This window comes from Pseudoxanthomonas sp. Root630, assembly GCF_001427585.1.
Classification (GTDB): Bacteria; Pseudomonadota; Gammaproteobacteria; order Xanthomonadales; family Xanthomonadaceae; genus Pseudoxanthomonas_A.
In genome coordinates, this window is sequence record NZ_LMGY01000017.1 from 172,422 (window position 1) to 193,734 (window position 21,313).

Here is a 21,313-nt window from a genome sequence, read left to right on the forward strand (position 1 = left end):
GTTCGGTGCGGCATTGCAGGCGCTGTGGGCGGTGGGTCGTGCTGGTGGCGATGCCGCGTCCATCGCCGACATCGCCCGCACGCATGTCGCCACCGATCCCGCGCTGTCCGCACGCCCCGATCCCGACCGCGCGCAGGCGTATGCGACGGCCTACGCCCGCTTCCTCCGCCATCTCGATGCCGTCACCCCGCTGCAACGCGGCTGACGTCCCCCACGCGACACCTCGCACAACCACAGGAACACCGCCTCATGAGCACGCAGCCCTTCATCGGCGCCCAGGAATACTTCCCCGGCATCGGCCGCATCCCCTTCGAAGGGCGCGGCTCGGACAAYCCGCTGGCGTTCAAGGTCTACGACGCGCAGAAGACCATCGGCGGCAAGACCCTGCAGGAGCACCTGCGCTTCGCRGTCTGCTACTGGCATACGTTCTGCAACGCCGGCCATGATCCGTTCGGGCCGGGCACGCGCCACTTCCCGTGGGAAGCGGGCAGCCCGATGGCCACGGCCGAGGCCAAGGTCGATGCGGCGTTCGAGTTCTTCACCAAGCTGGGCGTGCCGTACTGGTGCTTCCACGACATCGACCTGGCCCCGGAYGCCGAGGACATCGGCCAGTACGAGAAGAACCTCAAGCACATGGTGGGCCTGGCCAAGGCGCGCCAGGAGGCGACCGGCGTCAAGCTGCTGTGGGGCACGGCCAACCTGTTCTCGCATCCGCGCTACATGAATGGCGCCTCGACCAATCCGGACTTCGCCGTCGTGGCGCGTGCCGCCGTGCAGGTGAAGGCGGCGCTGGAAGCCACGGTCGARCTRGGYGGCGAGCACTACGTGTTCTGGGGCGGCCGCGAGGGCTATGCCTCGCTGGTCAACACCGACATGAAGCGCGAAGTGGCGCACTTYGCCCGCTTCCTGACCGTGGCGCGCGACTACGGCCGCAGCATCGGGCTGAAGGGCAACTTCCTGATCGAGCCCAAGCCGATGGAGCCGATGAAGCACCAGTACGACTTCGACAGCGCCACCGTGGCCGGCTTCCTGAAGGAGCATGGGCTGGAGAAGGACTTCAAGCTCAACATCGAGGCCAACCACGCCACGCTCTCGGGCCATACCTTCGAGCACGACCTGCAGGTGGCGGGGCGGCCGCGAGGGCTATGCCTCGCTGGTCAACACCGACATGAAGCGCGAAGTGGCGCACTTTGCCCGCTTCCTGACGGTGGCGCGCGACTACGGCCGCAGCATCGGGCTGAAGGGCAACTTCCTGATCGAGCCCAAGCCGATGGAGCCGATGAAGCACCAGTACGACTTCGACAGCGCCACCGTGGCCGGCTTCCTGAAGGAGCATGGGCTGGAGAAGGACTTCAAGCTCAACATCGAGGCCAACCACGCCACGCTCTCGGGCCATACCTTCGAGCACGACCTGCAGGTGGCRTCCGACCACGGGCTGCTSGGCAGCATCGATGCCAACCGCGGCAACGCGCAGAACGGCTGGGACACCGACCAGTTCCCGACCGATTTGTACGACACCGTCGGCGCGATGCTGGTGGTGCTGCGCCAGGGCGGGCTGGAGGGCGGGCTGAACTTCGATGCCAAGGTGCGTCGCGAATCGACCGACCTGGAAGACCTGTTCATCGCCCACATCGGCGGCATGGACGCGTTCGCGCGCGGGCTGGAAGTGGCGCACGCGCTGCTGACCGAGTCGCCGTGGGAGCAATGGCGCAAGGAGCGCTACGCCAGCTTCGACAGCGGCAAGGGCAAGGACTTCGAGACCGGTGCGTTGGGCCTGGCCGATCTGGCGGCGCTGGCCGCCGCGCAGGGCGAACCCAGGCAGACCAGCGGCAAGCAGGAGCGTTACGAAAACCTGCTCAACCAGTATCTGCTGCGCTGAGCATGAAGATGCCCCCGCGGCAATCCGCGGGGGACGGATTTCAAGTCGACTAGCCTGGAGGGGCGACGCGAATGAGCACGACTGCATTCGAGCGAGGCGACATCGCCCATGGCGAAAACACCCGTTTCATCATCCTGATCAGCTGCGTGGCGACGATTGGTGGATTCCTGTTCGGATTCGACAGCGGCGTCATCAACGGCACGATCGACGGTCTCAAGCAGACCTTCCAGTCCAGCTCGGCAGGGATCGGGTTCGAGGTGGCTTCCATGCTGCTGGGCTGTGCGTTCGGCGCTTTCGTAGCCGGGCGCCTGGCCGACCAGTGGGGGCGTCGCAGCGTGCTGATCATATCGGCCGTGTTGTTCCTGCTGTCCGCCATTGGCGCTGGCGCCGCGCACACGTCGCTGCTTTTCATCGCCGCGCGCGTGCTGGGTGGATTCGCGGTGGGTGCCGCCAGTGTGATCTCGCCAGCCTACATCGCCGAGGTCGCACCGGCGCGCTATCGCGGCCGGCTCGCCACGGTACAGCAGATCGCCATCATCAGCGGCCTGTTCACGGCCTTCCTGAGCAACTACCTGCTGGCCAAGGCTGCGGGCGCCTCCACCGAAGCATTGTGGGGCGGACATGCCGCGTGGAGCTGGATGTTCTGGATGCAGGCGGTGCCGTCGGTGATCTTCCTGGTGCTGCTGCTGACCATTCCGGAAAGCCCGCGCTACCTGGTGGTGAAGCGTCGCAAGGATGAAGCGCTGCGCGTGTTGACGCGGCTGTTCGGCGGAGCCGAAGCGCAGGCCAAGCTGGCCGAGATCGATGCGTCGCTGTCGGCCGACCACCATCGCCCGCAGCTCTCCGATCTGAAGAACAAGACGACCGGCAAGATCCGCCCCATCGTCTGGGTCGGCATCGGTCTGGCGACGTTCCAGCAGCTGGTCGGCATCAACGTGGTGTTCTATTACGGCGCAGTGCTGTGGCAGGCCGTGGGCTTCTCCGAGAACGATGCGCTGGCCATCAACGTATTGTCCGGCGCGCTCAGCATCGGCGCCTGCATCGTCACCGTGCTGCTGATCGACCGCATCGGCCGCAAGCCGCTGCTGTGGATCGGCTCGGTCGGCATGGCGGTGTCGCTGGCGCTGGTGGTATGGGCCTTCGCCAGCGGCTCGCTGGTCGATGGCCATCTGCAGTTGCCGGAGGGCATGGGGACGCTGGCGCTCGTGGCCGCAAACCTCTACGTCATCTTCTTCAATATGTCGTGGGGTCCGGTGATGTGGGTGATGCTGGGCGAGATGTTCCCCAACCAGATCCGCGGCTCGGCGCTGGCGGTGGCGGGCGCGGCGCAATGGACGTCGAATTTCGCCATCACGGTGACCTTCCCGATCCTGCTGGGCAGCATCGGCCTGGCCGGCGCCTACGGCATCTACACGTTGGCCGCCATTGTTTCGGTCTTCTTCGTGCTCCGGTTCGTCCACGAAACGCGGGGTAAGGAACTGGAGCAGATGGAGGGGTGAGCGCGATGACCGGCCCTCTTCCCGTCCATTCCACGCAGACATCGTTTGTGGTGCAGCGTCTGCCCCAGCGGGCGATGGTGGCAAGGTCGTGAGGCCGCGTATCGCGCTAGCGTCGCTTGGACGGGGGCGCCACCGAATCGCGGGTGACCAGCCGATGGGGGACGACATGATCCATCAGCACGCGCGTGCTGTCCGCCTTGCGTCGGACGCTGCGCAGAAGGATATCGATGGCAGCGTTGGCCATGGAGGCGATGGGCTGGTGGATGGTCGTGAGCTCGGGCCATACGGTGGTTGCGGCGGACGTGTCGTCGAAGCCGACCACCGACAGATCGCGCGGTACGTCGAGCCCCCTGCGGTGAGCGACGGAGATCGCCGCCGCCCCCATGTCGTCGTTGCTCGCGAAGATCGCAGTCGGTGGCTTGCGCAGCGCGAGCAACTTCTCCGCGGCCTTCAGACCCGAACGGTAGGTGTAGTCGCCCTGCTGCACGAGTTCGCTCTCCACCTCGAGGCCGGCATCGTGCAGGGCCGTAACGAAGCCGTCGTAGCGTCGCGAGCTCGCACTGAGATCGGTGCGGCCACGGATGAAACCAATGCGGGTATGGCCCTGCTGGAGCAGGTGCTCGGCCATTTCCTTGCCGGCGTGGAAATCGTCGATGCGCACGCAGGAGATATCGTCGCTGAAGCGCCCGGACGCAATGGCGACAACGGGAATGCCGGCCTTGATCAGCTCGGTCACCGCCGCACGGGATTCGCACAGGGGCGGGGGCAGGATCACGCCATCGACCCGGCTTCCCAGCGCGCGGGCAGCCTTGCGCTCGGCGTCGGCATCCAGGTCTTCCCAATAGTCGATGACCAGTTGCACCGCGGTGCGCGAGGCCACGCGCAGCAGGCCCACGAGCAGTTCGCGCAGATAGGCGCCGCTGGGGTTGGTATAGATCAAGGCGATGCGCGTGTGCTGCGCCGCCGCGAGCGAGCTGGCGGCCAGGTTGGGGGTGTAGTCCAACTCGCGCACCGCGCGCATGACGCGCTCGCGGGTAACGTCGCGGACCTTGCCCTGGCCATTGATGACCCGCGAGACCGTCATGGGCGACACACCCGCGAGGGCGGCCACTTCATCGATCGTCACGCCGCTGCTCTTCCGTCGGACCGACTTCTTCGGCTTGTTCAACACGCGTTCCCTTCTTCGACCTTGACGGCACCGCGCTGCGGTCCGGCCTGGGCCGGGCGCAGGAGCGGATGATGGAACACTTCTCGGCCCCGTGTCCGTCGCACCCCGGGATGTTACCGCTAACCTCGCGACGCAGCGACCCTCCATGGGGGCTGCTCGTTGGCCTGCTGGCGTTGCTGCTGTGCGTAGCGGACGCGCGGGCCGAAGACGGCTATGACGTATGGATGCGGTATGTGCACGCAGATCCGGCCCGGCTGGACGGGTACCGCGTCCGTCTCGGCGATGTGGTCGCGCCCGACGCCACGCAGACCCAGCGCGCCGCCCGCGACGAATTGCGCCGTGGCCTCACCGGGTTTCTGGGCACAGCGCCCCGACTGCACGTGGCGCCTCCTGCCGCACGCGCCCTGCTGATAGGCACGCCGGAATCGTCCCCGTGGATCTTGCCGTTTCGGCAGGAGATCGAGGGACTTGGCGAGGAAGGCTTCCTCCTTCGCGAGGTGCGCATCGATGGCCGCGACGCGCTGGTGATCGCGGCCCATCGCGACATCGGCGTGCTGTATGGCGTGTTCCACCTGCTGCGCCTGTTGCAGACAGGCACATCGCTCGATGGACTCCACGTCAGGGAGGCGCCGCGCATCAAGCTGCGCGTGCTCAATCACTGGGACAACCTCGACCGCTACGTCGAGCGGGGATACGCGGGCAGGTCGCTGTGGGACTGGCAGACGCTGCCGGACTGGGAGGATCCCCGGTATACGGACTATGCACGCGCGAACGCCTCTATCGGCATCAACGGCGCCGTGCTCAACAACGTCAATGCGGACGCACTCAGTCTTTCGCCGCGCTACCTGCGCAAGGCAGTGGCGCTGGCGGACCTGTTCCGGCCATACGGTATCCGGGTCTACCTGAGCGCGCGCTTCAGTGCGCCCATCGAGCTGGGCGGCCTGGCTACCGCCGACCCGCGCGATCCCGGCGTGCAACGCTGGTGGCGCGAGAAGGCGGACGAGATCTATGCGCTCATCCCGGATTTCGGCGGCTTCCTGGTCAAGGCGAATTCGGAAGGGCAACCCGGCCCGCAGGACTACGGTCGCACGCACGCCGAAGGTGCGAACCTGCTGGCGGACGCGGTACGACCGCACGGGGGTGTCGTGATGTGGCGGGCGTTCGTCTACGCGCACGAGGTGCCGGAGGATCGCGCCAAACAGGCCTATAACGAGTTCGTGGGCCTGGATGGCAACTTCCACGACAACGTCTTGGTCCAGGTCAAGAACGGCCCGGTCGATTTCCAGCCACGCGAACCGTTCCATCCACTGTTCGGTGCGATGCCGCGCACGCCGCTGATGATGGAATTCCAGATCACGAAGGAGTACCTGGGCTTCGCCACCCACCTGGTTTACCTGGGCCCCCTGTACGAAGAGGTCTTGCGGGCCGATACGCATGCGCGGGGTTCCGGCTCCACCGTGGCGCGGGTGATCGAGGGATCGCTGGAGGGCCATGCGCTGTCCGGTATCGCGGGCGTGGCCAACATCGGCGACGACCGTACGTGGAGCGGGTCGCATTTCGATCAGGCCAACTGGTACGCGTTCGGTCGCCTGGCCTGGAACCCGCACCAGTCCGCGCGCGACATCGCGACTGATTGGGTGGCGATGACCTTCTCCCGCGCTCCCGATGTGGTGGCGTCCGTGGTCGGGATGATGATGGGCTCGCGCGAAGCGGCGGTGGACTACATGACGCCGCTCGGATTGCATCACCTGATGGCGCGCGGTCACCACTACGGGCCAGGACCCTGGGTCGACGGAGGACCACGCGCAGACTGGACGTCGGTCTACTACCATCGTGCAAACCGGCATGGCGTCGGGTTCGACCGCACCTCGCGCGGCAGCGGCAGCGTGTCCCAGTACGCGCCCCCGGTCGCTCGAACCTTCGATGACATCGGACAGGTGCCGGAGAACCTGTTGCTCTGGTTCCATCGCGTGCCGTGGCAACACCGCATGGGCTCCGGGCGGCCTTTGTGGAATGAGCTGGTCCACCGTTACACCCGCGGCGTCAGCTACGTTGAAGCGATGCAGGCCACCTGGGACGGGTTGCGCGGCAGGGTGGACGCACCGCGTCACCAGCATGTCGCGGCGTTCCTGCGCATCCAGCGCGACGAAGCGCAGTGGTGGCGCGATGCCAGCGTGGCGTACTTCCAGTCGATCAACGGTCTTGCGCTGCCGGCGGACGAAGCGCCGCCGCCGCACCCGCTGGCGTACTACCAGGCGCTGCAGTCCCCCTACGCGCCGGGAGACGGACGATGAGCGTGCTGCACGCATGCTCGGCCGGCGTTGCGCTGTTGCTGCTCGGCGCGTCCATGGCGCGTGCGCAGGAGCCGCCGCAGACGGTGCTGCTGCATCCGCTGTTCCAGGATCATGCCGTGCTGCAGCGCGAGGCACCCATCCGCCTCTGGGGCCAAGCGCAGGTCGGCAGCGGCGTAACGGTGACGTTCGCAGGAAAGACGACCCACGTGCGCGCCAGCGCGGATGGACGCTGGAAGGCCACCTTGCCTGCCCAGGCGGCCGGTGGTCCGCACACGCTGGTAGTCAAGGCGGGCCAGGCCACGCAGGTCCTCCGGGATATCCAGGTGGGCGATGTGTGGTTGTGCTCCGGACAGTCGAACATGGAACTGCCGGTGTGGCGCGCGCTCGATGCGAGCAGCGAGATCGCTTCCGCCACGGATCCGGACATCCGCCTGTTCGTCGTTCCGCAGGGCGGCGCCGTGACACCGCAATCGCGCTTCGCCGGTGAGGTGCGCTGGCGGGCCGCGTCGCCCGACAGCGTGCGCGACTTCTCGGCAGCGTGCCTGTACTTCGCGCGCGAACTGCGCAAGACGGTGGATGTGCCGATGGGGTTGATCCAGGCGGCATGGGGCGGTTCGCGCATCGAAGCTTGGACCAGCGTGGCCGCTCTGCGAACCGGCGGTGACCTGGACGGCGTGCTCGATGTGCTGTCGCTCCATGCCACCGATACCTCTGCGGCCGTGGCCCGCTGGGGGCGCCACTGGGAACAGTGGTGGACCGGCCATTCGGGCGTCGCCCCGGACGACATGCCGTGGCGCGCCGATGCGCCCGGCACGCATTGGCGAGCGGCGCCCGCCACACTGGGAGCCTGGGAGCGCTGGGGCGTGACCGAACTGGCCGACTACAACGGCATGATGTGGTACCGCACGCAGGTGACGCTGACGGCCGCGCAAGCCCGCCGCGCCGCCACGCTGGAACTCGGCGCGGCGGACGAGACGGACATGACCTGGGTGAACGGTACCGTCGTCGGCAGCGATGACGGCGCCAGCGAAGGGCGACGCTATGCGCTTCCTGCCGGGCGGCTCCACGCGGGCGTCAACATCGTGGTGGTCAATGTGCTGGACACCTACCGCGACGGCGGCTTGGCCGGCCCCGCCGAGGCGCAGGCGCTGCGCTTCGACGATGGCACGCGCGTGGTGCTGGATGTTCCGTGGCAGTATCGTCCTGCGCGCGGCGTGGGCGAACCACCGCGCGCGCCGTGGCAAGCGGCGACCGGGCTATCGACGCTCTACAACGGCATGATCTCGCCGCTCGGTAATTACGGCCTGCGCGGCATGCTGTGGTACCAGGGTGAATCCAACACGGGGGAGGGCGCCGGTTATGCCGCGCGTCTGCGCGCGTTGCGTGATGACTGGCGGTATCGGTTCGGACGCGATCTTCCGATGCTGGTGGTGCAGTTGGCCGGCTATGGCATGCCGCCGACCGCACCCATCGAAAGTGGCTGGGCGCAGGTGCGCGAGGCGCAACGGCGTGTGGTCGGCGAGGATGCGCACTCCGGTCTGGTGGTCGCCGTCGATATCGGTGATGCCTACGACATCCATCCACCCAACAAGCAGGAGCTCGGCCGCCGTCTGGCACGCGCCGCACGCCATGTCGTCTATGGCGAACGGGCGTTGCCACCGTCCGGCCCGGTCGCGCGCTCCGCATCGCGCACGCGGGAAGGGATCAGGATCGCCTTCGACGACGTTCCGGTCGCATTGGCGACCACCGGCGCGAACGGCCCGATCGGCTTCGAACTCTGCGATGCCCAACGCCGCTGCGAGTACGCCGATGCGGCCCTCGACGGGCGCGCGGTCGTCCTGCGCAGTGGCCATGATGGCTACGCCGAACGGGTGCGCTACTGCTGGGCCGATGGCCCGGTGTGCACGCTGCGCGATGCCACGGGATTGCCGGCCGGTCCCTTCGAACTTCCCATCACTTCGGCCGAGCCGCCGCGATGAAGCCATTCACCCAGCACCGTCTCGATCGACAGACCCATGGAAGCCGCGCATCTCGCTGCACGGGGCGAAGCGTGCTGTGGACGACGCTCCTGCTGTTCGCCGCCGTCAGTCATGCGCAAACGCCCGCGAAGGCGCCACCGGTCTATTTCGATTGGTTCGAGTACGCCGGGCGCGACGCCGCCTTCGATGTGCCCCTGCCGGCCGGCTACTACCGCAATCCGGTGCTGGCCGGCTTCCACGCCGACCCCAGCATCGTGGCCGCCAACGGCAAGTTCTACCTGGTCAACTCCAGCTTTACCTACTTCCCGGGCATTCCTGTCTTCGAGAGCGCGGATCTGGTGCACTGGAAGCAGATAGGCAACGTCATCGACCGCCCCACGCAACTGGACTTCGACGGCTTGAGCGTGTCGCGCGGCATCTTCGCGCCGACCATCGAGTATCGCGACGGCACGTTCTACGTCGTTACCACCGCCACGGACAGTGGCGGCAACTTCATCAGCACGGCGCGCGATCCGGCCGGACCGTGGTCCGACCCGCACTGGCTGTCCGGCATCGGCGGCATCGATCCATCCCTGTTCTTCGACGACGACGGCAAGATCTATCTGCTCAACAACGACGAGCCGCCAGGCCCACCTCGCTATGACGGACACCGCGCCATCTGGATGCAGGAGATCGACCTGGCACGATTCCAGCCGGTTGGCCCGCGCAAGGTGCTGATCGACGGCGGCGTGGAGCCGGAGAAGAATCCGATCTGGATCGAAGGTCCGCACCTCTACAAGCGCGAGGGCTGGTATTACCTCTCCGACGCGGAAGGGGGTACCGGTCCCCAGCATTCGCAGGTGGTGCTCCGCAGCCGCGAAGTCTGGGGACCGTACATGCCGTATGCGGGCAATCCCATCCTGACCCAGCGCGACCTTCCGTCGGACAGGCCATTGCCGATCACCAATGCCGGCCACGCCGATCTCGTGGAAGGGCCGGATGGCTCATGGTGGGCCGTGTTCCTGGCCAGTCGAAATTATCAGGGGCGCCACTACAACACCGGGCGCGAAACCTATCTGCTGCCGGTGCAGTGGCGCGACGGCTGGCCCGAGATCCTGCCTGCTGGCCAGACCATTCCGTATGCCGTGCGTGCCCCCGCATGGATGCGTGGCAAGGCCATGCAAACACCAGCCACCGGCAACTTCGTCCACCGCGACGAATTCGACGCCCCGGCGTTGGCAGCGGAATGGCTGCGCGTGCGCGTGCCGAAGACCGCATGGGCCGACTTGACCTCGCGCCCAGGCGCGCTCGCCGTGCATCCATTGACGGAAGGACTTGAGACGTTGCGTAACCCGGCGTTCCTCGGCCGCCGCCAGCAGCATCTGCGCTTCGAGGCGAGCACTGCGATGAGCGTGCCCGCTGCCGGCGTAGCGGCGGGACTTGCGGCGTTCCAGAGCGAGGCGTACTGGTACTTCCTCGGCGTCCGCCGCTTGGCCGGCGATCGCATCGCCGTTTTCCTGGACGCCCGCGACGGCAGCGGGGCCACGCGCACGCTTGCCACGCGCGAGATCGCGGTGACCCATGCGCTGCGCCTGAAGATCGAAGGCGACGAGGGCGACTATGGGTTTGCATTCGACGCCGGCGATGGACGGGGTTGGCAGAGGCTCGCCGACCGGGTCGACGGCACCGTGCTGAGCACCGATCGCGCCGGCGGTTTCGTCGGTGCCCTGTTGGGACCGTTCGCGCGCGACGAGCGCGCTTCGAGGAGCGAATGATGATGCCGATGCCTTCCGTTTCCATCGCCCGCCGCGTTGCGCCCGGTCTGTGCGCGCTGACCCTGTGTGTCGCCGCCTGGACCTCCTGGTCCGCGCAGGCGGCCGACGCGAAGCCCTGGCTCGATGCCTCCCGCAGTTTCGAGGCGCGTGCCGCATCGCTGGTCGCGCAGATGACGCTCGAAGAGAAAGCCGCGCAGATGCAGAACGCTGCGCCGGCCATCGAACGCCTGGGTGTTCCCGCTTACGACTGGTGGAACGAAGCCCTGCACGGCGTCGCACGCGCCGGGCAGGCGACGGTGTTCCCGCAAGCCATCGGCTTGGCGGCGACCTTCGACGTGCCGTTGATGGACGAAGTGGCCACCACCATCAGCGACGAAGCGCGCGCCAAGCACCACCAATTCTTGCGCGACGGCCAGCATGGCCGTTACCAGGGCCTGACGTTCTGGTCGCCGAACATCAACATCTTCCGCGACCCGCGTTGGGGAAGGGGCCAGGAAACGTACGGCGAGGATCCGTACTTGACCGCGCGCATGGGCGTCGCCTTCGTGCGCGGCCTGCAGGGCGACGACCCCGTGTATCGAAAGCTGGACGCCACCGCGAAGCACCTCGCCGTGCACAGCGGCCCCGAGGCCGACCGCCACCATTTCGACGCGCGGCCGAGCAAACGCGATCTGTACGACACCTACCTGCCGGCGTTCGAAGCCTTGGTGAAGGAGGGCAGGGTGGATGCGGTGATGGGCGCCTATAACCGCGTCTATGGCGAATCCGCCAGCGCGAGCAGGTTCCTGTTGCGCGACGTGCTGCGCGGCGACTGGGGCTTCAAGGGCTACGTCGTCTCCGACTGCTGGGCCATCGTCGACGTCTGGAAGAACCACAAGATCGTCGATACCCGCGAGCAGGCCGCTGCGCTGGCCGTGAAGAACGGTACCGAACTCGAATGCGGGGAGGAGTACGCCATGCTGCCCGCGGCCGTGAGACAGGGCCGGATAAGCGAGGCCGAGATCGACGATGCGGTCACCCGGCTGTTCGCCGCACGCATGCGGCTGGGCATGTTCGATCCGCCGGAGCGCGTACGTTGGGCGCGCATTCCGTATTCGGTCAACCAGGCGCCCGCGCACGACGCACTGGCGCTGAAGGCCGCACGTTCGTCGCTCGTGCTGCTGAAGAACGATGGACTGCTGCCGCTGTCGCGCGACCTGAAGCGTATCGCCGTGATCGGCCCCACCGCCGACGACACGATGGCGCTGCTGGGCAACTACTTCGGTACGCCGGCTGCCCCGGTGACCGTGTTGCAGGGCATTCGCGAGGCCGCCAAGGGCGTCGACGTGACCTATGCGCGCGGCGTGGACCTGGTGGAGGGTCGCGACGATCCGGCGGCGACGCCGCTGATCGAGGCCGCGTACCTGCGGCCGTCCGCCGACTCCCCCGAGCGCGGTCTGCGCGGCGAGTACTTCCGCACCCAGGACCTGTCCGGTGCGCCCGCGCTGGTACGTACCGATGCGCAGATCGGGTTCCGCTGGGACCGCGGTTCGCCGACCGACAACCTGCTGGCACGGGGTGAGGCGGCACCCGGGCAGGGTATTCCCGGCGACCACTTCAGCATCCGCTGGAGCGGGCAACTGCTGCCGCCTGTTTCAGGCCGCTACCGGATCGAAGCAGCTGCAGACGACGGCCTCCGCCTCTACGTGGATGGCGAGCGCGTGCTGGACCACTGGACGAACAGCGATCGCCTGCGCAGCGACGGCGTGGAGCTCGACCTGCAGGCCGGGCGCGCGTACGACCTGCGGCTGGAGTACTACGACGCCGAGCGCGACGCGGGCGTACGCCTGGCCTGGCGGATGCCGGGAGCGAAGCCGCCGTTCGAGGAGGCGCTGGAGGTCGCGCGCAAGGCGGATGTGGTGGTGTTCGTCGGCGGCCTGACCGGCGATGTCGAAGGCGAGGAGATGACGGTCAACTATCCCGGATTCGCCGGTGGCGACCGCACGGACCTGCGCCTGCCCGCCACGCAGCGCGCCCTGCTGGAAGCGCTCCATGCCACCGGCAAGCCCGTCGTCCTGGTGCTGACCGGCGGTTCCGCGCTGGCGGTGGAGTGGGCCGATGCGGAACTGCCGGCGATCCTGATGGGCTGGTATCCGGGACAGCGCGGCGGCACCGCGGTGGGTGAGGCGCTGTTCGGCGACATCAATCCGGCGGGTCGCTTGCCGGTCACGTTCTACAGGGCCGACCAGGCCATGCCGGCGTTCGACGACTACACGATGGAAGGGCGTACCTACCGGTACTTCCGCGGCACGCCGCTGTATCCGTTCGGACATGGTCTCTCGTATACCCGGTTCGACTATCGCGGATTGCGTACCGACGCGCGCTCGGTTGCCATGGACGGACGCCTGCGCGTCGAGGTGGACGTGGCCAATACCGGAAAGCGCGCGGGCGAGGAGGTGGTGCAGCTGTACCTGCGTCCGCTGCACGCCAGTCCCGGCGATGCGCAGCAGGACCTGCGCGGGTTCCAGCGTATCCACCTGGCGCCAGGCGAGCGGCGCACGGTGTCGTTCGAGCTGGCACCCGCGAGCGCATTGCGCCGCTACGACGAGGCCTCCGGGGGATACCTGGTGAAGCCGGGGCGTTATGAGCTGCGTGTCGGCGGTTCGAGCGCCGATGTACGCGCACGCGCCACCTTCGACGTGGAGGCGCGCCGTGAGTGACACGCCGTGCCCCATGCTTGACCTGCCACCTTCTCCAACCCAGGGAAAACCGCCGCATGGCCAGTGCTGAACACCGCCTCTCGATCCGCGAAAAGCTGGGCTACAGCCTGGGCGACTTGGCCGCGAATCTCATCTTCCAGACGCTGATCACGTACCTCGCCTTCTTCTACACCGACGTCTACCGGCTGCCACCCGCGACCGCTGCGACGATCATCTTCGTGGTCGGCCTGGTGGGGGCCTTCGTCTTCACGCCACTGATCGGCATCGCCGCCGACCGCACTGCGACGCGCTGGGGCAAGTTCCGGCCCTGGATCCTGTGGACGGCGATCCCGTTCGGCGTGCTGTCGCTGCTGGCGTTCAGCACGCCGGATTTCAGCGAACGCGGAAAGATCGCGTATGCGCTGGCTACCTACAGCCTGCTGGTGCTCGTATACGCGGCGAACAACCTGCCGTACTCCGCATTGAGCGGCGTGCTCACCGGCAGCATGGCCCAGCGCAACAGCCTGTCGGCGTACCGATTCGTCGCCGTGATGATTGCGCAGTTCGTCATCCAGGTCCTGCTGATGCCGCTCGTGCTCATCCTCGGCGATGGCGATCGCGTCCAGGGGTTCGAGCGGGTGATGACGGTTTTCGCCATCGTCGGCACGGTCTTCTTCCTGGTCACGTTCCTGACGACCCGGGAACGGGTGGTGCCGACCAGGGCGCAGTCCTCCGGCGTGTTGCAGGACCTGGCCGACCTGCTGCGCAACCGGCCATGGCAGGTCATGCTGGTGCTGACGGTGCTGGTCTTCGTCAACCTGGCCTTGAAGGGCGGCACCTACATCTACTATTTCCAGTACTACATGAGCGAAGCGGCGCTCGCGTCGTTCCTCGATGCTTCGGGGTTCAATGCTCTCATCACCGGTCTCAACGCCGCGCTGACCAGCGCGGGCCTGGCCGGATTCCAGTGGCCCGAGGATCCGGCCACCTCCGCCTTCAGCCTGTTCAACGGCAGCGGCATCCTCTGCATGATCCTCGGTATCGGGGCGTCGCGCCGGCTGGCGGATCGGTTCGGCAAGCGCGACGTGTTCGGCGGCGCGCTGTTCGTATCCACCCTTTTCCTGCTGGCGTTCTACGTCTTCCCGCCGACCGCGGTACCGATGGTGTTCGGCGCCTTCATGCTGCACGGGTTCTGCTACGGCATCACGATCCCGCTGCTGTGGGCGATGACCGCCGATGTCGCCGACTACTCCGAATGGAAGAACGACCGCCGCGCCACGGCGATCATCTTCTCCGCGATGCTGTGCGGGCTGAAGATCGGGCTCAGCGTGGGTGGCGCGCTGGTGGCCGGCATCCTGGCGCACCACGGCTACCAGGCAGGCGCGGACCAGCAGCCCGCGGCCGTCGTGGACGGCATCCGCATGACGGTGAGCCTCTATTGCTCCCTTCCATTCCTGGCCGCCGTGGCCCTGCTCTTCATCTACGAAATCGACAAGCGCATGGAGACGCGCATCGAACACGAACTCGACCAGCGTCGCCGCACCACCGGCGCGGTGGCCTGATCCTGGATGCCGACGATGACCGACACGCTCCTCCACGACGACGCCACCACGCATGAAGCACGCCTCAAGCACTTGGCGGCGCACGCCATCTCCAGGCCGCTGGTGACCCATATCTACACCGCTGATCCCTCGGCCCACGTGTTCGAGGGGCGGCTCTACATCTATCCCTCGCACGACATCGATGGCGGTGCGCCGTTCGACGACGAAGGCGGGCATTTCGGCATGGAGGACTACCACGTGCTGAGGATGGATACACCGGACGGGGAGGTCACCGATTGCGGCGTGGTCCTGCACGTGCGCGACGTGCCGTGGGCCGACCGACAGATGTGGGCGCCGGACGCGGCCTCGCGCGATGGCAGGTACTACCTGTATTTTCCGGCCAAGGACGACAGCGGCCTGTTCCGCATCGGCGTGGCCGTCAGCGATCGTCCGGAGGGGCCTTTCTCAGCCGAGCGAGAGCCCATTCCCGGCGCGTACTCGATCGATCCGGCCGTATTCCAGGACGATGACGGCACGCACTACCTGTACTTCGGTGGGATCTGGGGCGGACAGCTGCAGAAATACCGGGAGAACCACTACGACGCATCACACGAGGAGCCTGCCGGCGATGCGCCCGCGCTAGGTCCCCGTATCGCGCGACTGGATGCCAGCATGACGGCGCTGGCCGAACCGACGCGCGAGGTGGTGATTCTCGACGAAATCGGGAAACCGCTGCGCGCTGACGATCACGCACGGCGCTTCTTCGAAGGGCCGTGGATGCACAAGTACGAAGGCCGCTATTACCTGTCGTACTCGACCGGCAATACGCATCTGTTGTGCTACGCCGTAAGCGACAACCCGTACGGGCCTTTCCGGCATGCGGGCGTGATCCTGAAGCCGGTCGTCGGCTGGACTACCCATCACTCGATCTGCGCGTTCGGTGGCCAGTGGCACCTGTTCTATCACGACGCACTGCATTCCGGTGGCGTCACGCATCTGCGCACGGCCAAGTGCACGGTGCTGCATCATGAGTCAGATGGAAGCATCCGCACGATCGATCCCTATGGCGGATGACGGGCCTCGCGACGCATGGGATGACGCGCTGGCGCCGATGCCTCCGGGTCCGTTGCACTGGTTGCGGCGCGGCCCTTTGGAAGTGGCCTTGGCGCCCGAGGCCGGCGGCCGTCTCGCGCAGATCAGGTTCGCCGGCGTGGACTGGCTGCTCGGCCCCGACGAAGCACCTGCGACGATCGGGTGGGGCTGCTATCCCATGGTGCCGTGGGCGGGCAGGGTGAGGGAAGGGCGCTTCGACTTCGGTGGGCGCGCATACCGGGTACCGACGAACTTCGGTTCGCACGCCATCCATGGCGTCGGCTACTCGCGCGCATGGCGGCTCGATGCACCGCATCCTTCGCAGGCCATCCTGTCGCTGGCACTGCCACGCGACGGCTATTGGCCCTTCGGCGGCGTTGCACAGCAGTCCGTGACGCTCACCGGCAACATCCTTCACCTGATGTTGTCCGTGCAGGCGGAAGACCTGGCCATGCCAGCCGCATTGGGTTGGCATCCCTGGTTTCGCAAGCCCGATGGCCTGGAATTCCATCCTGAGGCGATGTATCCCCTCGACGCGTCGGGCATCGCAACGTTGCCCACCGTGCCGCCTACGCCTGGGCCTTGGGACGACTGCTTCGTCGTGCGGAAAGAGATCGTGCTCGAGCGGGAGAGGCAGCGCCTCTGCCTGCGTGCCGATACGGACCACTGGGTCGTCTTTGATGGTGCCGCACTCGCCACGTGCGTAGAGCCGCAGACGGGCCCGCCAGATGCCTTCAGTCTGGCGCCGCACATCCTGTCACCGGGCCAGCGGCTCGCCCTGACGTTCGAGCTCGCGTGGCATCCTGCTGAGGTGTAAAGCAGGAGCACAAGGACACCGGGAGTGGCACTGCGGCGCACGCGCAGTACTCGGATTGTTGTGCCTCGCAACATAAGAATTCGTGCGCCACGTCTTGCATGTGAGCACTTGGCTGCTTTATGGTGCAATCGATTGCATTGAGGCGAAACGTCGAAGCTTCGTGCCGGTTGGGAGGCCGGGAAATCGATGTATGTCTATCCGATCGGGCCGGCATTTCGCATCGCGTGCGATGCATCTTCTTCCGTGATGACCGCGATGTCTGGAACACGGATTCCAGGCGTCGCCGCTCCGAGGCCCGGTGTGTGAGCGTGCAGGGCACGGGGTTCACACGCAGGGATGCGCTGCGCGCCGCCGTGGTGGGCGGCGTTGGGCTGGCCAGTGCCGGGTTGGTAGCCGGAACCGGTGAAACGACGCCGCTCAAGGGTAGGCTGAAGCACTCCGTTGCGCGCTGGACTTTCCCGAAACTGTCGATTGTTCAGTTGTGCGAAGCAGTCAGGGGCATCGGATTCGCCGCCATCGATCTGGTCGGGCCTGAAGACTGGCCGACGCTGAAGACGCATGGGGTGTTCAGCTCGATGTGCAACGGCGCAGAACTTGGCCTGGACAAGGGCTTTGCCGCGCCGCAGTTCCATGATGAGCTGGTCGACCGCTATACGCGCCACATCGATCTGGTGGCCGACGCCGGTTACCACAATCTCATATGCTTCTCGGGCAATCGCAACGGCATGGACCCGCAGGAGGGCCTGGCCAACGCCGAAGCCGGTTTGAAGCGGATCCTGGGCCATGCGGAGAAGCGCGGCGTCACGCTGGTCATGGAACTGCTGAATTCCAAGGTGGATCACCCCGACTACCTGTGCGATCGCTCCGGCTGGGGCGTGGCGCTGTGCGAGCGCTTGGGCTCCGATCGTTTCGGCCTGCTTTACGACATCTACCACATGCAGATCATGGAAGGCGACGTGATCGCCACGATCCGCAAACACCATGCCTTCTTCAAGCATTACCACACCGCGGGCGTGCCTGGCCGACATGAGATCGGCGAGGACCAGGAGCTCAACTATCGCGCCATCTGTCGCGCTATCCGCGATACCGGCTTCGACGGCTACATCGCGCAGGAATTCGTGCCTGCCGCCGCCGATCCGATCTCTTCGCTGCGCGAAGCGATACGCCTGTGTGACGTCTGAATCCGATATCCACCGAGGCAAACACCCATGGTAGACAATCACTACGACGCCATCGTCGTCGGCTCGGGAATCAGCGGCGGCTGGGCCGCCAAGGAACTGACCGAAAAAGGCCTCAAAGTGTTGATGCTTGAACGCGGGCGTAACATCGAACACGTCAAGGGCTACGTGAACGCGATGAAGGAGTCGTGGGACTTTCCCCATCGCAATCATCCCACCCAGGAGATGCGGGCGAAGTTCCCGGTCCGCGTGCGCGATGGCGGCCTTGGCGAGAGCACGCTGGACATGTGGGCGAACGAGCAGGATTGCCCTTATACGGAAACCAAGCGTTTCGATTGGTACCGCGGCTACCATGTCGGGGGGCGATCGCTGCTCTGGGGCCGACAGAGCTATCGTTTGTCGGATCTGGATTTCGAAGCGAACCTGAAAGAGGGGGTCGCTACCGACTGGCCGATCCGCTATGCCGACATCGCGCCCTGGTACGACTACGTCGAGAAGTTCGCGGGTATCGCCGGCACGCGTGAGGGTCTGGATGTGCTGCCCGACGGCGAATTCCTTCCCCCCATTCCGCTGAACATCGTCGAGAAAGACGTGGCGTTGCGTATCAAGCAGGCCTTCGGTGGTACGCGCCATCTGATCCACTCGCGCACCGCCAACATCACCCAGCCCAAGCCCGAACAGGGCCGGGTCAACTGCCAGTACCGCAACAAGTGCATCCTGGGCTGTCCGTTCGGTGCGTACTTTTCCACCCAATCGGCCACGCTGCCGGCTGCGATGAAGACGGGCAACCTGACGCTGCGGCCGTTCTCGATCGTCAAGGAGGTGTTGTACGACAAGGATCGCAAGCGAGCGCGGGGGGTGGAGATCATCGATGCCGAAAGTGGCCAGACCTACCAGTACACGGCCAAGGTCGTCTTCCTCAATGCTTCTTCCTTCAATTCCACGTGGTTGCTGATGAACTCGGCCACCGATGTCTGGGAAGGTGGCCTGGGCTCTTCCTCGGGCGAACTGGGACACAACGTCATGGACCATCATTTCCGCGTGGGCGCATCGGGCCGCGTCGATGGTTACGAGGACAAGTACTACTCCGGTCGTCGTCCCTGCGGTTTCTACATTCCGCGCTTCCGCAACGTCGGCAGCGACAAGCGCGCTTATGCACGCGGCTTCGGCTATCAGGGCGGCGCCAGCCGCACCGGCTGGTCCCGCGAGATCGCCGAACTCAACATCGGCGCCGAGTTGAAGGACGCACTGACCCAGCCCGGCGACTGGCGAATCGGCATGACCGGATTCGGCGAGATGCTGCCGTACCACGACAACCGGATCAGCCTGGATCCGGGCCGCAAGGACAAGTGGGGCCTGCCGGTGCTGGCGATGGACGTGTCCATGCGCGAGAACGAACTGGCGATGCGCAAGGACATGGGCAGCGATGCCGCCGAAATGCTCGAGGCCGCAGGCATCAAGGATGTGAAGGCGCATGACAACGACTACGCGCCTGGCATGGGCATCCATGAAATGGGAACCGCACGGATGGGACGCGACAGGAAGAATTCGGTTCTGAACATGCACAACCAGGTCTGGGATGCGCCGAACGTCTACGTGACCGACGGCGCCTGCATGACCTCCAGCGCCTGCGTGAATCCGTCGCTGACGTACATGGCGCTGACCGCAAGGGCGGCGGACCACGCGGTGCGCGAACTCAAGGCGGGGAACCTGTGATGGAGCGTCGAGAACTTCTGAAGATGATCGCCGCTGCCACGGGCGCGGCCATGATCGGCCTGCCTGCGTCCGCCTACGCGCAAGGGCCTGTTCCGGGCGGCGCGAGCGCCTTTTCCGCTAGCGATGTCGCGTTGCTGGACGAAGTGGCCGATACCATTCTGCCGCGTACCAGGACGCCGGGCGCCAAAGATGCGGGTGCGGGGGCTTTCATCGCCCGGTACGTGGTCGACTGCTACACGCCTGAGAACCAGGCGATTCTCCGGGACGGTCTGGCCGATCTGGACCGACGCGGCGGCCGGCGTTTTCTTGCGCTGACGCACGAGGCGCGCACCGCGCTCCTGCGCACGCTGGATGCCGAAGCCAGGACGCAGCTGGCCGCCACGGCGAGGGGCGGCGGCGGCAATCGAGGGCCATTGAAGGCGCACTACTTCACGATGCTCAAGCAACTGGCCATCTTCAGCTTCTTCACCTCGCGCCAGGGTGCAACCGAGGCGCTGCAGTACGTCGCCGTGCCGGGGCGCTATGACGGCGATCTGGCGTACACGCCGGGCACGCCCGCATGGGCCACCGAATGAGCGGGCCATGCGATCCGCCTGAGCCTCACTCCCTCACTGGAAACGCCATGACCCGGATGACACAACCGATCCTGCTGGCCACCTGCCTGCTGGCCGCAGCACCCGCGGCTGCGCAAGGCGCGGGTGGGCCGCAAGGCGATCCTGCCAGGACGGAAGTCTGGAAACCGGTTCCGGCGACGGTGGCGACCCCCAGGGACGGCGCGCCTTCCGATGCCGTGGTGCTGTTCGGCGGCAAGGATCTTTCAGCCTGGGAAGCGGAGCAGGGCGGTGAGGCGCGCTGGGCGGTCGCCGACGGTGCGTTCACCGTGGTGCCGGGCAGCAAGGGGATCCGCACGAAGCAGCGCTTCTGCGACATCCAGCTGCATGTTGAATGGCGTACTCCCACCGAAACCCGGGGTTTCGATGGGCAGCAGCGTGGCAACAGCGGCATTTTCCTGCAGGAGGTCTACGAGCTGCAGGTGCTCGACAGCTACGACAATCCGACCTACTCCAATGGGCAGGCGGCGTCGATCTACAAGCAGGCCATTCCGCTGGTGAACGCGTCGCGCGCACCGGGCCAATGGCAGGTTTACGACGTGATCTGGAAGGCACCACGATTCTCCGAAGGCGGCGGCCTTGTTTCGCCGGCACGCATCACGGTGCTGCACAACGGCGTGCTGGTGCAGAATGATACTGTCGTGTCGGGCAGGACAGAGTACATCGGCGCCCCCTCGTACCCGCCCCACGGCTGCGCGCCGATCGTCCTGCAGGATCACGACGCCAAGGTCAGCTTCCGCAATATCTGGGTGCGTGAACTCTAGGCAGCGGGTGGGCCGCTGCCCGCTTCTTGCCTACTTCTGCTTGAGGAAGGCGATCAGGTCGTCGATGTCCTTCTCCGAGAGCTGAGCGAAGGGCGGCATCAATCCACCACCTTTCACGATCTTTTCCTTGATCTGCTTTTCGTCCAGCCGCTCACCCACGTCGGTAAGGGCCGGAAAGGTACCCGGCATGCCGGCGCGATTCGCGCCGTGGCACGCCGAGCACTGGGCGGCATAGAGCCGGGCGCCCGTGGGCGCATCCTGCGAAGCCGCCAGGACGGGGACGAAGGTCGCCATCACGAGAGACAGGCCGGCCAGCATGACAAGTTTCCGCATGGGGTGACTC

The 21,313-nt window shown here is 66.3% G+C and carries 15 protein-coding genes and 2 pseudogenes; 15 read left to right on the forward strand and 2 right to left on the reverse strand.

Annotated features, from left to right (window positions below; genetic code table 11):
* The 4 genes and pseudogenes from ASD72_RS21550 to ASD72_RS15520 form a co-directional block, all read left to right on the forward strand.
* Positions 1-205 (forward strand): annotated as a pseudogene (locus tag ASD72_RS21550) (xylulokinase); the annotation flags it as partial.
* A gap of 44 nt (positions 206-249) precedes the next feature.
* A pseudogene (locus ASD72_RS15510) lies at positions 250-1,128 on the forward strand (xylose isomerase); the annotation flags it as partial.
* Positions 1,129-1,168: 40 nt separating this feature from the next.
* Positions 1,169-1,879: a hypothetical protein gene (locus ASD72_RS15515; protein WP_235578046.1), complete on the forward strand. Its 711-nt coding sequence runs from the start codon at positions 1,169-1,171 to the stop codon at positions 1,877-1,879.
* Positions 1,880-1,950: 71 nt separating this feature from the next.
* Positions 1,951-3,378, forward strand: coding sequence for a sugar porter family MFS transporter (locus ASD72_RS15520; protein ID WP_056880855.1), 1,428 nt, complete (start codon positions 1,951-1,953; stop codon positions 3,376-3,378).
* 106 nt (positions 3,379-3,484) lie between these two features.
* On the opposite strand, the gene ASD72_RS15525 is transcribed toward ASD72_RS15520, so the two are convergent.
* On the reverse strand, positions 3,485-4,546 hold the full coding sequence (locus tag ASD72_RS15525) for a LacI family DNA-binding transcriptional regulator (RefSeq protein WP_056880856.1): 1,062 nt from the start codon (positions 4,544-4,546) through the stop codon (positions 3,485-3,487).
* Between the two features lie 110 nt (positions 4,547-4,656).
* On the opposite strand from ASD72_RS15525, the gene ASD72_RS15530 reads away from it, so the two are divergent.
* From ASD72_RS15530 to ASD72_RS15580, 11 genes are all read left to right on the forward strand, one after another.
* Entirely contained in the window at positions 4,657-6,840 is a 2,184-nt protein-coding gene (locus ASD72_RS15530) for an alpha-glucuronidase family glycosyl hydrolase (RefSeq protein ID WP_056880857.1), read from the forward strand.
* Positions 6,841-6,893: 53 nt separating this feature from the next.
* Positions 6,894-8,819 (forward strand): sialate O-acetylesterase, encoded by a 1,926-nt coding sequence (locus ASD72_RS15535; RefSeq protein ID WP_155944712.1) that lies wholly within the window; start codon positions 6,894-6,896, stop codon positions 8,817-8,819.
* Positions 8,820-8,890: 71 nt separating this feature from the next.
* The gene (locus tag ASD72_RS15540; RefSeq protein ID WP_056880859.1) at positions 8,891-10,573 is read left to right on the forward strand and encodes a glycoside hydrolase family 43 protein; all 1,683 of its coding nucleotides are present in this window, start codon (positions 8,891-8,893) and stop codon (positions 10,571-10,573) included.
* Between the two features lie 8 nt (positions 10,574-10,581).
* Positions 10,582-13,272: a glycoside hydrolase family 3 protein gene (locus tag ASD72_RS15545; RefSeq protein ID WP_155944681.1), complete on the forward strand. Its 2,691-nt coding sequence runs from the start codon at positions 10,582-10,584 to the stop codon at positions 13,270-13,272.
* Positions 13,273-13,328: 56 nt separating this feature from the next.
* A complete protein-coding gene (locus tag ASD72_RS15550; RefSeq protein WP_056880860.1) occupies positions 13,329-14,813 on the forward strand; it encodes an MFS transporter in 1,485 nt (494 codons plus the stop codon).
* Positions 14,814-14,828: 15 nt separating this feature from the next.
* Positions 14,829-15,866, forward strand: coding sequence for a glycoside hydrolase family 43 protein (locus ASD72_RS15555; RefSeq protein WP_056881075.1), 1,038 nt, complete (start codon positions 14,829-14,831; stop codon positions 15,864-15,866).
* Positions 15,856-16,701, forward strand: a complete 846-nt coding sequence (locus tag ASD72_RS15560) for an aldose epimerase (RefSeq protein ID WP_056880861.1) — start codon at positions 15,856-15,858, stop codon at positions 16,699-16,701. The genes ASD72_RS15555 and ASD72_RS15560 overlap by 11 nt, the downstream gene beginning before the upstream one ends.
* 353 nt (positions 16,702-17,054) lie before the next feature.
* On the forward strand, positions 17,055-17,882 hold the full coding sequence (locus tag ASD72_RS15565; RefSeq protein ID WP_235578043.1) for a TIM barrel protein: 828 nt from the start codon (positions 17,055-17,057) through the stop codon (positions 17,880-17,882).
* A gap of 27 nt (positions 17,883-17,909) precedes the next feature.
* Positions 17,910-19,595 (forward strand): GMC family oxidoreductase, encoded by a 1,686-nt coding sequence (locus tag ASD72_RS15570; protein ID WP_056880862.1) that lies wholly within the window; start codon positions 17,910-17,912, stop codon positions 19,593-19,595.
* Positions 19,595-20,170 carry a gluconate 2-dehydrogenase subunit 3 family protein gene (locus ASD72_RS15575; protein WP_056880863.1) on the forward strand — a complete coding sequence of 192 codons (576 nt, stop codon included), beginning with the start codon at positions 19,595-19,597 and terminating at the stop codon, positions 20,168-20,170. The genes ASD72_RS15570 and ASD72_RS15575 overlap by 1 nt, the downstream gene beginning before the upstream one ends.
* 56 nt (positions 20,171-20,226) lie before the next feature.
* Positions 20,227-20,970 carry a DUF1080 domain-containing protein gene (locus tag ASD72_RS15580; protein WP_056881077.1) on the forward strand — a complete coding sequence of 248 codons (744 nt, stop codon included), beginning with the start codon at positions 20,227-20,229 and terminating at the stop codon, positions 20,968-20,970.
* Positions 20,971-21,000: 30 nt separating this feature from the next.
* Here ASD72_RS15580 and ASD72_RS15585 read toward each other — a convergent pair whose 3' ends face one another.
* On the reverse strand, positions 21,001-21,264 hold the full coding sequence (locus ASD72_RS15585; RefSeq protein WP_155944713.1) for a cytochrome c: 264 nt from the start codon (positions 21,262-21,264) through the stop codon (positions 21,001-21,003).
* Positions 21,265-21,313: the final 49 nt, after the last annotated feature.